Source organism: Acinetobacter baumannii (assembly GCF_009759685.1).
GTDB lineage: Bacteria > Pseudomonadota > Gammaproteobacteria > Pseudomonadales > Moraxellaceae > Acinetobacter > Acinetobacter baumannii.
This window is the reverse complement of sequence record NZ_CP046654.1, coordinates 2126931-2141936: the sequence shown is the minus strand read 5'-3', so window position 1 is coordinate 2141936 and position 15006 is coordinate 2126931. Positions and strand designations below refer to the sequence as shown.

The window sequence follows — 15006 nt, the reverse complement described above, 5'->3', positions numbered from 1 at the left end:
ATACAGACCAAAATAAAAGGCGCTCTAGGCGCCTTTTATTTTATGGTTTTATTTCTTTTGGTCGTTGTTACCAAACAGTGGTCCCATACCGCCACCACCGCCAAATTGTTTTTGCATATTGCCTAATGAACGCATCATTTTGCTCATACCAGATGGATTCGCAAACTTCTTCATCATTTTAGCCATTTGTGCTTGTTGCTTAATGAGTTTATTCACTTCAGCTACATCCATACCACACCCAGCTGCAATACGTTTTTTACGGCTTGGGTTCATCAGGTCTGGATTACGGCGTTCCTTGATGGTCATTGACTGGATAATAGCTTCCATTTTCTTGACCTGCTTTTCAGGATTCGCCTGCTCAATTGCTTGCTGAATTCCTGCACTGCTCATGCCTGGCAACTTGTCTAAGAAGCCCATCATGCCGCCCATCTTCTTCATTTGCTCAAATTGCATCAGCATATCTTCAAAGTTGAAGCTGCCACCTTTTTGCAATTTTTTCGCCATTTTCTCGGCTTTTTCTTTGTCGATTTTACGTTCAACTTCTTCGACTAAAGAAAGTACGTCACCCATACCTAAAATACGTTGGGCAACACGATCCGGATGGAATGGTTCTAAAGCATCAAGCTTTTCGCCCATACCTAAGAACTTAATTGGCTTACCGGTAATAGCACGCACAGAAAGTGCCGCACCGCCACGCGCATCACCATCAGTTTTAGTAAGAATCACACCTGTAAGCGCTAAAGCATCATTAAATGCTTTAGCAGTATTTGCAGCATCCTGACCTGTCATGGCATCAACCACGAACAGAGTTTCAGTCGGCTTAACTGCTGCATGCAATTCTTTAATTTCGTCCATCATGTCTTCATCGACATGCAAACGGCCCGCCGTATCGACAATCAACACATCAGCAAACTGGATTTTTGCCTGTTCAATTGCACGGTTAACAATATCAATTGGTTTTTCAGAAGGGTCTGATGGAATAAAGCCTGCACCAACTTCTGCTGACACAGTTTCTAACTGTTTAATCGCTGCCGGACGATAAACGTCGGCAGAAACGGTCATTACTTTTTTCTTTTGACGTTCTTTTAAGAAACGTGCTAGCTTGGCTGCTGTAGTTGTTTTACCTGCACCTTGTAAACCAGCAAGTAATACCACAACTGGAGGCTTAGCACTTAAATCCAGTGTTTCATTGGCCTCACCCATCATCTTGGTGAGTTCATCATAGACAATTTTTACAAATGCCTGGCCTGGAGATAACTGAGTCATCACTTCTTGGCCCAATGCCTCTTCCTTAACTTTCGCGATAAATTCACGAGTTACAGGTAACGCGACATCGGCTTCAAGAAGAGCCATACGTACTTCACGTAAGGTATCTTTAATATTGTCTTCGGTCAGCTGCCCTGAGCCAGTAACATTTCTTAAACTCTGCGTGAGTCGTTCTGTTAAGGTATCAAACATTGCAAAATCCGCTTAAAATGGCTAGTTGCAAAAAAATCTTTCTCGAAATAGAAAATTTATGCATAGAATGCTATAGGATACTTTAGTTCGCAGCGAATTTATATCTTATCTAGATGAATTAATCCTGAAAAAGGTTTGACATGATTAGCCTCCCCTTGGTTTACACAATTTTGGCACTCATCGCATATACCACTTCTTTCTGGTATCTGTTCATACGTTTAATGTCAAAACGCGAACCAAATCCATGGTTATTTGCTTTTGTTACGACCTTAGCACTGCTGTTACATGGCACAGTTTTATGTCATGCCATGCTGACCCCATCAGGAATTAACTACGATGTTTTTAATCTGGTGTCTTTTACATCAGGACTTATGTTGTTGTTAAGCTTAGTTTTTAGTACTTTCCGTCCGATTGTACCGTTAAACTTGCTCGGCATTCCTGTAGCAGCGATTGGTCTTATTTTAGGTTTTGCATTTAGCCGTCCCGATCAGTTTATTGAACAGCATTCATTAGGTTTAGATACTCATATTATTCTTTCACTTTCTGCTTATGCTGTTTTACTGATGGCAACCATACATGCGATCTTGATATGGTTCCAAAACCGTGAACTCAAAAAGAAACAAAAAAAACGTATTTGGGTCAATTTACTTCCATCCATTCAGGCCATGGAATCTTTATTATTTGACCTCATCATTACTGGTTTTATTTTATTAACCATTGCTCTCGCGTTTGGTTTCTTAACAGTTGATAGCTTCTTTGCCCAGCATCTCGCTCATAAAACCGTATTTAGTATTATTTCATGGTTTATTTATGGCTCTTTATTGATTGGCCACTATAAACTTGGCTGGCGCGGACAAAAAGCGATTCGTTTTACCTTAATTGGTTTTGCATTATTAGCGATCGGTTTTATTGGCAGTAAATTTGTGCTTGAGATGATATTGGGCCGATAAAACAATTAAAATTTCAGCACTACTAGACAGCGTTATACATATCCCGTATAACGCTGTTTTTGTTTTGCTCAGGTGACTCAGACTGTGAAACTCATACTCGCTCCAATGGAAGGTTTAACTGACCCGATCATGCGGGATACACTCACATCTGTTGGTCACTTCGACTGGTGTGTAACCGAGTTTATTCGCGTTACAGACAGTATTTTGCCAGACCATATTTACTATAGTTTTTGTCCTGAACTTAAAAACGATGGTAAAACAGCTGCTGGAACACCTGTACACGTTCAGTTCTTAGGCAATAATCCAGAGATGCTTGCAGCAAATGCGGCAAAAGTCGTTGAGCTGGGTGCTCCTGCAATTGACCTTAATTTTGGTTGTCCTGCAAAAACCGTCAATCGACATCGAGGTGGTTCGGTACTTCTTGATGAACCAGACGTAGTACATATGCTGATTAAGGCAGTCCGTGATGCAGTACCTGCGCACATCCCTGTTTCAGCAAAAATGCGTTTAGGTTATCTAGATGAAAACCACACCATGGAAAATGCCCATGCAGTTGAAGATGCGGGTGCAAGCTGGTTAACAGTACATGCTCGAACTAAAGCAGATGGTTATACGCCACCAGCTTATTGGGAAAAAATTCTACCGATTAAAGAAGCTTTAAAAATTAATGTGATTGCTAACGGCGAAATCTGGACCAATGCTGATGCTAGAGCTTGCCAGCAACAATCTGGCTGTGAAGATTTAATGATTGGCCGTGGTGCAGTGACTACTCCAGATTTAACACAATGTATTCGCCAAAATATGGATGAAGCACTGTTTACTTGGGAACAACTGGTTGACTTACAAATACGTTTTTTAAATGGTCAAGCAAAAACAGAAATTGGGATGGTTGGCCGTTATAAGCAGTGGTTAGGTATGATGACAAAAGCCTATCCTCAAGCGAAAGAATTATGGGACCAAGTGAAACGCATTAAAGCTTTAGATGAAATTGTTCAGCAGCTAGAGCAAACCAGTTCTTCTCGTATTTAATCACTCAAACAAAAGAGAGCGATTGTTTAGACAACCGCCCTCTTTTGGTATTTCAGGTTAATTAATTATTTTTTTAAAAGCCACTTACTTTCATTTTAAAGTCGGTCACCGAAGCACCCGTAACTCCAAAACTCCCCATAGACCCATTGGGTAAATTATTAAATGTTGTTGTACTTTGTGTACCTAAATTTCCTAAAGTCACATTGTTAAGTGATGCATCAAATTTACTAGATACACCTATATTTCCAAAGGTAAGTCCTGTCGGGTCAACCCCAGCATAAAATCCATCAAGAACAAAACCCGTTGACGCATTCGTACCTGCAAATTTAAACCCAAATGTAGCACCCGTGTTATCGGAAACTAAAGTAATCGGGCAGCCAGATGCAGCAGAACAAATCGATTGAATAGCTCCTCCGAATTTAACCATAACCGACTGGGCAGCATGTCCCAATTGAATATTTAAACGAGGCTTATTGGTTTGTACAAAGTTAATATCAAGATTACCAGTAGAACGAATCAGCTCTTTTACCCCGGTATTCACCGTTGTGCCCGAACTAAAAATTGATTTTGGTGCATAACTTGTTAATGCATAATCGGATGGACTAGATAAAGATGTGCTTGGTGCTAAATAAACTGAAAATGGTAAAAGCCGAATACCATTTACGTCACTCCCCATCGTGACAGCTAAATTTAAAAAAGGATTTCCACCACCAGCATCGGTATCAATTGCAATATTAAAAGAAGGATTTGTAGATACAGCAGCTTTAATAAACTCTATGCCAGGAACCGGATTAGTAGAGTTTCCTGCAATGACAAGACCTGCTTTACTGTTGTAAGACGTAGATGCAATACCATTCGTATCAATCAAGGCAACTTGATTAAATTTAACTTGATCGGCCTGAATACCTAAAGTTAGACCATTTTGACCCGTCGCAGCTGCAAGACTTTGATCATCTAAAGGCTGCATCGCAAAAACACTTGAACTACCGGCAAGTAACAGCCAACACCCTATATTTTTATTTTTCATGTCGCTCTAATCCTTAAGAGACAAACGTTTATTATTTGTTCAGACTATCAGAATAATATTCAAGTACAAAGCAATTATCTCTATAACCCGACGAATGCAAATCCAATCACACTAAACTAAAATTTATATAAAAAAGTGACGTTAAACGTCACTTTTATTGATTAGTTAAAGGCGCCATTTCTAGGCACAATGCTAAAGCTACTATTTAGACGTCCACCCGTAATTGCAAGCTCACCTAAACGTGCTCCTGCACCTGTTGAAGGTGGATAGAAATTAATATCTTTCACACGTAATGCGCCGTCAATACTCTTATCAGGGTTAAAATAAACCGCGGTATTTACGCCAACTTTACCTAAACCACTTGCGGTATCTTTGCCCACAACTAAAGCGGTATTAAACGCTAGCTTTCCAGTAATATTGTCAAAACCAATTGCAGAACCATCAATCGGATCACTAATTTGTACAGTATTTCCAGTTGCTGTCGCAGGCATTGTAAAATCGCCGAGTACAGTTAAAGCACTACCATCTGCAATTGAACTATTCGGCACTATCGATAAATTAAGATCACCGCCTAAACGTAGTTTTAAACCAAATAAGACATCATTATTTTTGGCAAAGTTATCGATTGGCGAAGTACAAGACCCAGTTGCCGGACAAGTTTTATATTTAGCTCCCGGTAAATAACCTGCCGCAATTTCGGTTGATAAAGCAAGTAACATATCTTTTAAACCGATATTTAAACTGCCATTTTCTAAACCAATAGTGCCATTGCCTTTGAGGAACATATCAATATTACGTAACCCCATATAATAATCGGTAGGGTTGCCCGCATTATTAGTATTTGGAGAACCATCAATTAATAAAATTGAAGTTGTTTTAGTACCGCCTGCATCTCGACCTGTCGTTCCGACAGCTATACCAAAACCTAAACGTGAAGTTGTACCAGATGTTGCAACTAAATTTTGAATCGGTTTACCGTTGGCATCTTTTGTATAGTAATAAGCACTATTTGCAGGCGCATCTACACCATAGACAGCGGCATTCGCATTTAAATTATAAAAAGGTAATGCCAAACCCCACTGGTTATTTAAACCATTATCTGCAAATTGATTGGCAGCAGCGACATTTGCACTGGTGGTAAAACGACCGCGTCTTGAAAATGCCTGAAACTCTGCTCCACGCATGGCAAGAATTAAGCTAAATGGATTAGTCACCGTATCACGATGAATATTATGTTGATAATCGGCAGCTGTGGTTAAAGTGCCAGATCCTAAACGAATTGCATTTAACGTTGCGTTATTTGGCATTAATAAAGTTTTTGTATCAGCAAGATTTAGATAAATATTTCCGCTGTCAAAATAACCGCGTGTAGCCGAGTTCAGCCCCGTTAAATTACCGAATTCAAAACCATAAGCATTCAGACCTGCACCACCAATTTCCAAGGTAGTTGCTTTACCATCTGAACCTAACATCGAATCATTATCTTTAGTGAACTCCCCTTTCATACGAAAGGCAATTCCAGAGTTACCTAAAATACTATTACTTGATCCCGTACCTGAAGCTGTATTAGCAGTACCTAATGTTGTTTTATCTGAAGAGCCATCCATACCACGGACTTGTAAGTAACTATTGACCATACGGCCGCTAGCACCTAAACGAATCAAGCCTTTAGAATTCTGTGGGCTATTTGTCGTGTCTAGGGCATAAGGATTTGACTTATCAACATTTGAGCTAAGCATTACCTCAATATTCAGACCTGAATTGGTTACTTTCCCGCTACTGTCTACATATGTACCAGCAGTTAAACCAGAAGCAGAATCGGCGACACGATTAAAATCGACATAGCCATAGGTACTATTTGGAGTTTGCCCAACCGCAGCAGTATTAGACCCCGTATTGGTTTGTAAAACCAGACCTCGGTTAGGGTCAATTAACATAGCGCCTTTACCAACAAAATTAAAATTAAAGTTTTTTAAAATTAATTGGTTAAGTTGCGTACGTGCATCTACTTGTCCTAAATAAATATTCGCATTATTGAGGCCAAGTCTCATGCTTGACTGGCTATTTGCATTAAATAAGCCATCTTGTGTAGTAAGGGCTAAACTCAAAGGTGAAGAAGTCTGAATAGCCAGTTGTCCCATTGTAGGTGAGCAAATTGACGAACTATTACAGACCTTAAAACTATTCACAGTAATAAGAGAAGGATTACTCTGTAAGGAGAAATCTAGACCAGTTTTTCCTGTCGTTGGATTACTACCCACATCCAAACGGTAGTTTGTTCCTAATGTTTGTGTGGAAGCATTACTCTTTTGTACTTTTATTCCACCAGCTTGGGCTCTCAAAACCTGATCTGCACTATTTGAAGTTCCTGCATGATCGTCCCAATAGGCATTGTCTATATTAATTTCATTATAAGTCGTCTGGATCGATATACCATCTTGGCCATTCACGGCACTCAAATCAGCGTCTGTTAACGCTTCTAAAGCAAAAACCTGTCCGCTCACTAACAACATACTGGCTGTTAATGTATTTAAAATAAACTTTGAGCCGTGACTTTCTTTATTTTTGTTCATCACTTCAGTTCCTTTGAAATCTACATTAACCTTTAACAACGTGGATGGCTACCATCACAGCTAAAGACCATGACTTTTCCTTGAATTGCCATGTTACCGTTCATCATTAAGCCCATAAAACCTGTTTCACGACCATAGTCATACGCCGATGGAGTCGCAGTAGCTACTTGCTGGTTCGCACTATTAGCAGTCGCTGCATAGGTTGGTTTTTTGAAATATGCATAATCATACATATTTGCACTCGAGCCTTGCGTTGTTGTTGAGCTCGTAAAGTTATCTTGCTCAATTGACAGAGCATTAAAACCAAAGTTACGAATTAAAATTGGCTGTGCTGCACTAAAACTAAGTTGAATAGCCGGTTTTATAATTTCAGTATTACTTTTATCAAGATACTTTAAATCAGCACCATCTAAACCCATTTTTTGAATATTTAAAGTGCCTTGTACGCCTTTAAATACTAACCAAAGTTTATTACCGCTATCACTATTTTCAGCCCAACCACTTGGCTTAGTCGTGTCTGCTTGCACAAAACGTTTGTTAATTGCTAAACCAATGTGACAAAACTCTACGTTTTCACAAACGCCGCCACTGCCATTATCAAATATACCGTTACTGGTCTGGTTTAAATTAAGCATGAGTGATAAATCAGCACCAGCTTGGCCATTGATTGCCTGTAATGCATCATTATCCAAGGTCTGTAACTCTGCATGAGTCACAGTTGCACAAAGAGCAAAGAGTAAAGCAGTTATTTTTTTCATCGCGTTACCCTCCTCTTAGAGACCCTTAGTTGTCAGTTTTAAATGCTGAATTAAAACACCATCAATAACAGCTGAACCCATGTTATTTATTGGACTAGAGTTTATAACAGGTGTAGGTGCCTGATTTAATGTTGGGAAAGTTGTACCTGTCATTCCATTATTGGCACCAATTAAATTATTTACTTCGTTATTTGCTGCCGTTAACCAAACAGCTGATGAGTTCGCCCAAACACGGTTTGCAATGGAACCATACATAGGTGTAGTTCCAGAAGTACTACTACAACCAATAGTTGGAGAACATGTAGCATCTGCAGGTTTTGTTGTTGGGGCTAAAATTGCCCAAGGTGTAGAACCATTATTATATTCCCACTGATATAGATATCCTGTTGTACCAGCGCCACAAATAAATAGAGTACAACTATAAGACTGTACCCACGTCTGAGTATTTACTCCACGTTGTTTATAATGTACTTCAGTCATCTGGTTTGAATAAGTTGTTTGTGAAATCGTACCTGAATTTAACTTACCAAACGAAATACCCACTGCTCCTTCATCGGTTGAAGCTCTTAGAGTTTTTCCACCATCCTCGCTATAGGCAGTACCAATAGAAATACTACTGTGTGTTGCATTATAGCCTTGGTAATTTTTACCACCTAAAGTTAGTTGGCTACCACATTGATAAACATTACAAGTTGAGCCTTTATAAGAGGTATCTGCACCGCTGTAGTCAGTATAAATTTGTTTATAAATTTCTGGTTTATTCGCAATACGGGCAATTTCTAAACTAAAGTTTTTACCATCAGAACCTAGCACCAGAGGCTGGTATAAAGTACCTAATACAAGATTAATATTTGGGTTATAAAGGTAAACTCCCTCATTAGCATCAAAAGTCGGTGCCACACCACCATTAATTGCAGGTGTAATAAGATTTCCAGTATCGCTCGTTTCACGTGTACTCAAACGTAAAACTCCTGCATTCGATAAGCCTGAGACATCCCACGTTTTTGTGGCGGTTTTACTATCTGTACGTGTACGTTTTTCTACATAATAACGGCATCCCGCTGAGGTACCAAAACTTCCTGTCCCTCCATTATTACAATCACCTGTTGTGCTTGTACTTAATGTCGAATTAGCACCCGCATGAATAAGAGTCCACGGAGAAGTAGTAGATCCTTCGGTTAGAGAACTTGTAGTAATAGCCTTAACATCCTTGCTGTCTCCGCTATTCAAACGTATAACTCCGGCAATCCCCAATGTATTATTATAAAAAGGACTCATGCCCCCACTAGTCGTCGCCCCACCTAAAGTTTGAAATACCTGTAGACGACTACCGTTTAAACTAAAATTATTCCAAATACCTTGCAAACGTAAACGATTCGCACGGCTCGCATCAGTACTTGTACCAATTAAACCATTAGAGTCACCATAGTTAAATTGATCTGCTGCCCCATTTATTTTATTAGGATTACGAACAAAAATATCTGACCATAAGCCTAATTTAAGCTTATATGCATCCAGACCTGCAGCATCTTTAGTCCCCATCTCATATAAAGGAGCTTCTAAAGCTAAATACGTCACCTGACAAGTTGGATCAGTAGCTCCAGTACAATTTGTTGCACTGAAGTTCGGTACTAAGTTTTCAGTTGCAACTTTAAATATCCACGGGTTAACAGCTGTACCCCAGCTTGATATTGCTGCTGCAGCCTCAGTGGGAGCTATACGTGTATTGGTATTATTATCAGATTTGGATAAAGCAAGGCCATAAAGATAAATATCAGCTTTACCCACTGCACGGTCACCCGAATCAATCGTACCGTTTTTATTGGTGTCTGCCGAAGTCATACTTAATGGACCAACAGGTACATAATTGATATAACCCGTATCTTTAGTGCGATCGGTTAAAATTTGGTTGGTGGTTTCATTCGCTCCAGCTCCACGAAATACCATATAAGTATTTTGAGGCAAAATAGCGATACCTTCACCAGTAGTTTCACTTAAACCTGCATCAGAAAGTTCTTCAAGAGCAAAACTTGGCTGGCTTATACAAAAGCCAATTAAACTTGCCAGAACGGTTTTTTGAAACCTTACCGTATAATTAAGTGTAGTCATCTTGACCTTCCTGTTTATACGATGCCGCGCACCATATTTATTTTTCTTTAACAATCCTTGATGCTAGGTGAACTTTTCCTTTTCACCCTAGACTAGAAGGCAAATCTAAATAGATATTGCCAACCCTTCCACATTTCCATTATGCGCAATATTTGCACAAATGCAAAAAAAAGAGCTTAAAAACTTACTTTTCCGATGAATGCAAAATTTAAAACTACACATTCATACTTAGCAAAACTTTAAACTTCCATAGCAGTTTGGAGCAAAAGACTGATTAGCTAATTGTAAATTCTGTAATTCTAATAATGCTGGTCTTGCATTTGATAAATCCCTTGTCCCAACATTAAAATCACCACCAATACAATTGACAGCCAAGAAACCACAATTTAATGGATTCTGGGTTAATTCTTTACTCACCTCAGTAAGTGCATCTCTAATAGTATCTGTTTTAATAACTACACTATTAGTCGGGTCAATTCGACCAATATCGATTGGATTTGATAACTCTAGCCACCAACCACGCATTGCTGTTGATACTGTTCCAGGCCAACGTATATCCTGTCCCTGCATCGATAATGATAATGGGCTACCACTCAAATTAATTTTATGGATATAACCTAAATTTTCTAACAATGGTACTGTTACCGGCAAATTATTAATGGTCCCACGAAGATTACCATTTAACGTAATTCCCCCAAGGATATCGACATCAGCTGCCAGTGTACCCGACAAATCAATACCATTAACTATAGCAGAGGCTAATAAATTTACACTGCTCATCCGTTGTCCGGATACAACTGATTGTGGTAATGATAACTGTGCTTTTTGTGTAGGAGTCAATGTTATATCATAGGACTTGGTCTGGAAATCAAGATTGAATCCAGCTCCTAATGCAATCTCGCCTCTAGCTTTACCTGTAATTGCTTGATTAACACCACAACCCGCAGGAGATGGATATACACCACAAGCAGGGCTACCCGTTTGCGTGATGCGTGCAGCATCAACAGTCGCCTCACCTACTTGCGGTGCTACTACCATATAACCACTTAAACTATTAATACCATTTGGTGTGGCTGAGTTTTCTGTACCAATAGTTAAAAGCCCTTCAACTGCTTCAGCACTTAAGCGAATACCAGCTACTTCACGAGTCGAAGCACTATTTGGATTCTTTATGGCAAATTCAAGAAAAGGATTTGTCAGCTTCGCATCGCTTGCTACGCGGCCCTCGCGTGTATCTGCTACACCACTTAAACTAACATTATCAAAATCTATATCACAGCCGCCTGCACCATTTACCCCACCACAACCTAGTTGGAGCTTACGAATATTGGCATTAATTTCTAACTCGGCCTCTAAACCTAATTTATAAAATCCTACATTACTACTACTATCACGCAATTTTTCCAGATTTGCCGAATCATTAGGCGCGATATAAGACATACTCATTAATGCCTGACCACGAGTAGCTGATAGCTCAGCATCTGACATTGGAACTAAAGTAGAATCAGCATAGGCTGTAGAAAAGCATAAACTTCCGAGTGCTAATATCGCAACCTGAAGAGACGTAAACTGTCGCATGACCGACCTCCGTATCCTTGGGGGCATAATCTAATTTCTTTTTATTTGGCTTCTTTTTCTTTAATGTACTCTTAAACTAAATACATAAGAAAAATACCGATATTTACGATTTCGCTTCTTTTTAATTTGTGTGATCCACATCAAAGAAAAAAATCAATTCTTGATCATTTTATATCATTTTTTACAAAAGAAAACGTACCTTATTAATATTCCGATAAACGTCACTTTTTAAGGTATATATAAAAAATAGGCCACTTAAAGTGACCCATTTTTAAAGCTCATCTATTTTTAACAATTTATGTCTTAGGAAGTGTAACCCCAGTTTGACCTTGGTATTTACCACCACGATCTTTATAAGAGGTTTCGCATACTTCATCACTTTCGAAGAATAGCATTTGTGCTACACCTTCACCCGCATAAATACGCGCAGGCAAGTTCGTGGTATTAGAAAATTCTAAAGTAACGTGCCCTTCCCATTCTGGCTCTAAAGGAGTGACATTTACAATAATACCGCAACGTGCATAAGTTGATTTACCAAGGCACACAGTCAAAACATTACGTGGAATACGGAAATATTCAATTGTACGCGCTAGAGCAAATGAGTTAGGCGGAATAATACAAACGTCAGACTCAATATCGATAAAACTTTTTTCATCGAAATTTTTTGGATCAACAATTGCAGAATGTACGTTAGTGAAAACTTTAAATTCGCGGGCACAGCGTACGTCATAACCATAGCTAGAGACCCCGTAGGAAATCAATTTTTCGCCATTCTTATCAAAACGGACTTGATTCTCTGCATAAGGTTCAATCATGCCGTGTTTTTCGCTCATCTCGCGAATCCAACGATCAGACTTAATAGCCATGTATTTTCTATCCAAAAGGTAATTTCATTGATTGCGACGTACTTTAACGTAAAAAAGCAATTATGAAAACAATGACGGCTACTCTTATCGCTAAGAATAGCCCGGAATAAATTTTTAAAGATTTAATAAAGCAGAATAGCTAATTGGAATTGAGAAACTAACTAAAACCAACGAGGCCGTTCTTTGTAAATTTGATTGATTTAACCAACGTACTTTATTTGCAGCCAAGACTGACCCTAAAAAAATCCAGAATAAGGCAATTGGGGTAATTAAAGCTAAATAAGCCAACATATGAATGAGATAAATATGAAAATTAGTCCACGCTGCAACAGGGAAAATCGCTGAAGCAAAAAGTAATGCCTTAGGATTTAGTAAAGTTGCACAAAATAATTCACGTGGGCGAATAGTTGGCTGATCTAGTTCAAGCTGTTGATTTGCCGTGTGCCATAATTTAATTGCTAAAAAAATAATATAACAAGCACTGAGCAATTTAAGTATAGGAGGTAATAAAGGAAGCGTTGCAGAAACTTTCCCGATTAACATTCCCCAAGCTGAAATCGAAATCACATACCCTAGAACTTCTGCCGGAATTAATTTAGCAGATTTTTTGAGGCCTACTTGTACTCCTGATGATGCAAGTAAAGTATTTGTTGGGCCAGGGGTAAGTAAAATAGTGGCAACCAAGCCAATAAAAAGCCATGAAATCATTGAATGACCTCACAATGTAGTCATCTCAGATTAATAGATATTATTCTAGAAGGCAAAATCTAATTGTAAGACAATTTTTTAACCTCTTAAGAAATAAAATTTAAAAATTATTTATAAACAATAATTTATTAAAATTTTATTAATTCTAAGCTAAAAAACTACAGAGTCAGTCACAGCGTTTTAGTACCAAATTGTATTTAAGTAATATAAGTATTTTTATTTTAAATCTATTTTTACATTAAAAAGGCCTATAATAAATTATTACCGTAGTAAGTTTAATTTTTAAGCTTTTAATAAGTTTCAATTAATATATTGTTTCTTTGTGTTTATATGAGCCCCTAAGCTCTACTATCCTATGATTATGGCAAAGCAATTTTTTCAATCTTGGCTTCCTTCTCCAGAGAAAGTTTCAAATATGAAATTTTTAAGGATTTTCGGGCAAAAAACCCTTAATCCTGTGCTTTGGTATGTCAACCGTAAATCTATTACTCGCGCTATTTTTGTAGGGACTTTTTTCGGTTTACTGCCTATACCCTTTCATAGTGTATTTATTGTTATGGCAGTTTTACTGTTTGAAGTTAATTTACCTATTAGCTTAATGCTTGCTTGGCTCAGCAATCCTCTTACATTAGCGCCTATTTTGTATATTGGTTTCTGGTTTGGTGCCCATATTTATCATGTGCATATGATAAATAAGAAAATGCTTTTAGGGGTGCTTCACCAGATTTCACGTTGGATTACGCATTTTGGTCATGGTCATATCGATTTGAGCCTCGCTAAAATTTTAATATCAGGTCTCATTGTCGAAGCGTTTGTATTTGCAACCATACTATATATAGTGACTGAGGTTTTCTGGCGTTGGATGGTCATTCGAAACTGGAAAAATAGAACAGGTCATAAAAAACAAGAAGACGCTCTATAAGAATTCATCTTCTTGCCTAAAATTAAATTGTTATTTTGGTAGTTTAGATTTCATATATACTTCAGCTACGTTAAGCACGTAGTCTTGGCAAGCTTCTCCTGTACCAGGGTCATAAGCCCCGTTATTTGTAATATTATTAGATAAAATTCGAATTCCTAAAAACGGAACATTAAACTGGCTTGCGATTTGCGCAACAGAAGCCGCTTCCATTTCTTCAACTGAGGTACCATAACGCTCATGGAAAAATTGAATTCGGTCAAGTTCATTATTCCACACATCTGCCGAGCCAATCGTTCCTTCAACCACTTCACCTTTATCATAACGTACTTTATGTGCCGCCATTAATAGCTCTTGGTCACCTTCAAATTTACGAATTGCAATAGGCTCAGGGTCAGATTCATCTGTTGGTAAAACATCAAAAGCCTCAACCCATGTAAGTGAGTTTGAACCTCCACCTAATGGCTGTTTAGGCGTTCTAAACGCACCAATATTGGTTGCATATTTTCCTAAAACAATATCATAAACATGAAGATCAGGATCGTGCCCCCCTGCTGTTCCCTGGTTAATAATGGCAATCGGTTTATACCGTTCAATTGCCAAAGCAGTCGCGGCAGCAGAGTTACTCATCCCCATCCGTGTTTTAGAAATAATCATTGGATAACCATTGTAGGTTCCTTTCCAAAAGGTCCAGCCACCTACTGTTTCAACAGTTTTATTTTCTAACTTTGAAGCTATTCTTTCTGACTCTACGGGTAAAGCCCCCTGAATAATAATCGGCTGTAACTTCTGTTTTTGCTCCTGAACGGTTGGTGTTTGTGAAACTGATGAGTTGTCATCATTACATCCAACTAAAAATAAAGCGCTACATAAACTAATTACGCCCAAACTATACTTAAATTGCATTTTCCACCTGTTTCTTTGAAAAAGAAGCGTAAAGTAGCAATCTGCATGCCAATTTCAAGTTTAGCTTTGTTATTTAGATTCAGTAATTTAAATTTTTCTTTTAACCAGCCAATAAAAAACCCGAC

At 38.4% G+C, this 15006-nt stretch carries 12 protein-coding genes; 3 read left to right on the top strand and 9 right to left on the bottom strand.

Features of this window, described 5'->3' with window-relative positions; all coding sequences use genetic code 11:
- Positions 1-48 precede the first annotated feature (48 nt).
- Positions 49-1458 (bottom strand): signal recognition particle protein, encoded by a 1410-nt coding sequence (gene ffh / locus GO593_RS10155; protein WP_000460625.1) that lies wholly within the window; start codon positions 1456-1458, stop codon positions 49-51.
- A gap of 140 nt (positions 1459-1598) precedes the next feature.
- On the opposite strand from ffh, the gene GO593_RS10150 reads away from it, so the two are divergent.
- Entirely contained in the window at positions 1599-2408 is an 810-nt protein-coding gene (locus tag GO593_RS10150; RefSeq protein ID WP_000624642.1) for a cytochrome C assembly family protein, read from the top strand.
- A gap of 84 nt (positions 2409-2492) precedes the next feature.
- Complete coding sequence (locus GO593_RS10145; protein ID WP_001984199.1) at positions 2493-3437, top strand: tRNA dihydrouridine synthase; 945 nt, start codon at positions 2493-2495, stop codon at positions 3435-3437.
- Between the two features lie 73 nt (positions 3438-3510).
- On the opposite strand, the gene GO593_RS10140 is transcribed toward GO593_RS10145, so the two are convergent.
- From GO593_RS10140 to GO593_RS10110, 7 genes are all read right to left on the bottom strand, one after another.
- Positions 3511-4464 (bottom strand): DUF6160 family protein, encoded by a 954-nt coding sequence (locus tag GO593_RS10140; RefSeq protein WP_000791877.1) that lies wholly within the window; start codon positions 4462-4464, stop codon positions 3511-3513.
- Positions 4465-4625: 161 nt separating this feature from the next.
- Complete coding sequence (locus tag GO593_RS10135) at positions 4626-7037, bottom strand: DUF6160 family protein (protein ID WP_001038904.1); 2412 nt, start codon at positions 7035-7037, stop codon at positions 4626-4628.
- 32 nt (positions 7038-7069) lie between these two features.
- A complete protein-coding gene (locus GO593_RS10130; protein WP_000724344.1) occupies positions 7070-7795 on the bottom strand; it encodes a DUF6160 family protein in 726 nt (241 codons plus the stop codon).
- 15 nt (positions 7796-7810) lie between these two features.
- A complete protein-coding gene (locus tag GO593_RS10125) occupies positions 7811-9904 on the bottom strand; it encodes a hypothetical protein (RefSeq protein WP_000209693.1) in 2094 nt (697 codons plus the stop codon).
- Positions 9905-10132: 228 nt separating this feature from the next.
- The gene (locus GO593_RS10120; RefSeq protein ID WP_001248745.1) at positions 10133-11482 is read right to left on the bottom strand and encodes a hypothetical protein; all 1350 of its coding nucleotides are present in this window, start codon (positions 11480-11482) and stop codon (positions 10133-10135) included.
- A gap of 296 nt (positions 11483-11778) precedes the next feature.
- On the bottom strand, positions 11779-12348 hold the full coding sequence (gene dcd, locus GO593_RS10115; RefSeq protein ID WP_000985728.1) for a dCTP deaminase: 570 nt from the start codon (positions 12346-12348) through the stop codon (positions 11779-11781).
- 114 nt (positions 12349-12462) lie between these two features.
- Positions 12463-13056, bottom strand: a complete 594-nt coding sequence (locus GO593_RS10110) for a LysE family translocator (RefSeq protein ID WP_000626777.1) — start codon at positions 13054-13056, stop codon at positions 12463-12465.
- Between the two features lie 355 nt (positions 13057-13411).
- Between GO593_RS10110 and GO593_RS10105 the strand changes: the two genes are divergently transcribed.
- On the top strand, positions 13412-13978 hold the full coding sequence (locus GO593_RS10105; protein ID WP_000605097.1) for a DUF2062 domain-containing protein: 567 nt from the start codon (positions 13412-13414) through the stop codon (positions 13976-13978).
- A gap of 30 nt (positions 13979-14008) precedes the next feature.
- Here the strand turns inward: GO593_RS10105 and GO593_RS10100 are convergent, their stop codons facing one another.
- The gene (locus GO593_RS10100) at positions 14009-14881 is read right to left on the bottom strand and encodes a 5'-methylthioadenosine/S-adenosylhomocysteine nucleosidase (RefSeq protein WP_001159875.1); all 873 of its coding nucleotides are present in this window, start codon (positions 14879-14881) and stop codon (positions 14009-14011) included.
- Between the last annotated feature and the right edge of the window lie 125 nt (positions 14882-15006).

Excerpts from the sequence above, each read along its gene's own strand:
- ffh (WP_000460625.1), bottom strand. The coding sequence starts at position 1,458 with ATGTTTGATACCTTAACAGAACGACTCACGCAGAGTTTAAGAAATGTT.
- GO593_RS10150 (WP_000624642.1), top strand. The coding sequence starts at position 1,599 with ATGATTAGCCTCCCCTTGGTTTACACAATTTTGGCACTCATCGCATAT.
- GO593_RS10140 (WP_000791877.1), bottom strand. The coding sequence starts at position 4,464 with ATGAAAAATAAAAATATAGGGTGTTGGCTGTTACTTGCCGGTAGTTCA.
- GO593_RS10135 (WP_001038904.1), bottom strand. The coding sequence starts at position 7,037 with ATGAACAAAAATAAAGAAAGTCACGGCTCAAAGTTTATTTTAAATACA.
- GO593_RS10130 (WP_000724344.1), bottom strand. The coding sequence starts at position 7,795 with ATGAAAAAAATAACTGCTTTACTCTTTGCTCTTTGTGCAACTGTGACT.
- GO593_RS10125 (WP_000209693.1), bottom strand. The coding sequence starts at position 9,904 with ATGACTACACTTAATTATACGGTAAGGTTTCAAAAAACCGTTCTGGCA.
- GO593_RS10120 (WP_001248745.1), bottom strand. The coding sequence starts at position 11,482 with ATGCGACAGTTTACGTCTCTTCAGGTTGCGATATTAGCACTCGGAAGT.
- dcd (WP_000985728.1), bottom strand. The coding sequence starts at position 12,348 with ATGGCTATTAAGTCTGATCGTTGGATTCGCGAGATGAGCGAAAAACAC.
- GO593_RS10110 (WP_000626777.1), bottom strand. The coding sequence starts at position 13,056 with ATGATTTCATGGCTTTTTATTGGCTTGGTTGCCACTATTTTACTTACC.
- GO593_RS10105 (WP_000605097.1), top strand. The coding sequence starts at position 13,412 with ATGATTATGGCAAAGCAATTTTTTCAATCTTGGCTTCCTTCTCCAGAG.
- GO593_RS10100 (WP_001159875.1), bottom strand. The coding sequence starts at position 14,881 with ATGCAATTTAAGTATAGTTTGGGCGTAATTAGTTTATGTAGCGCTTTA.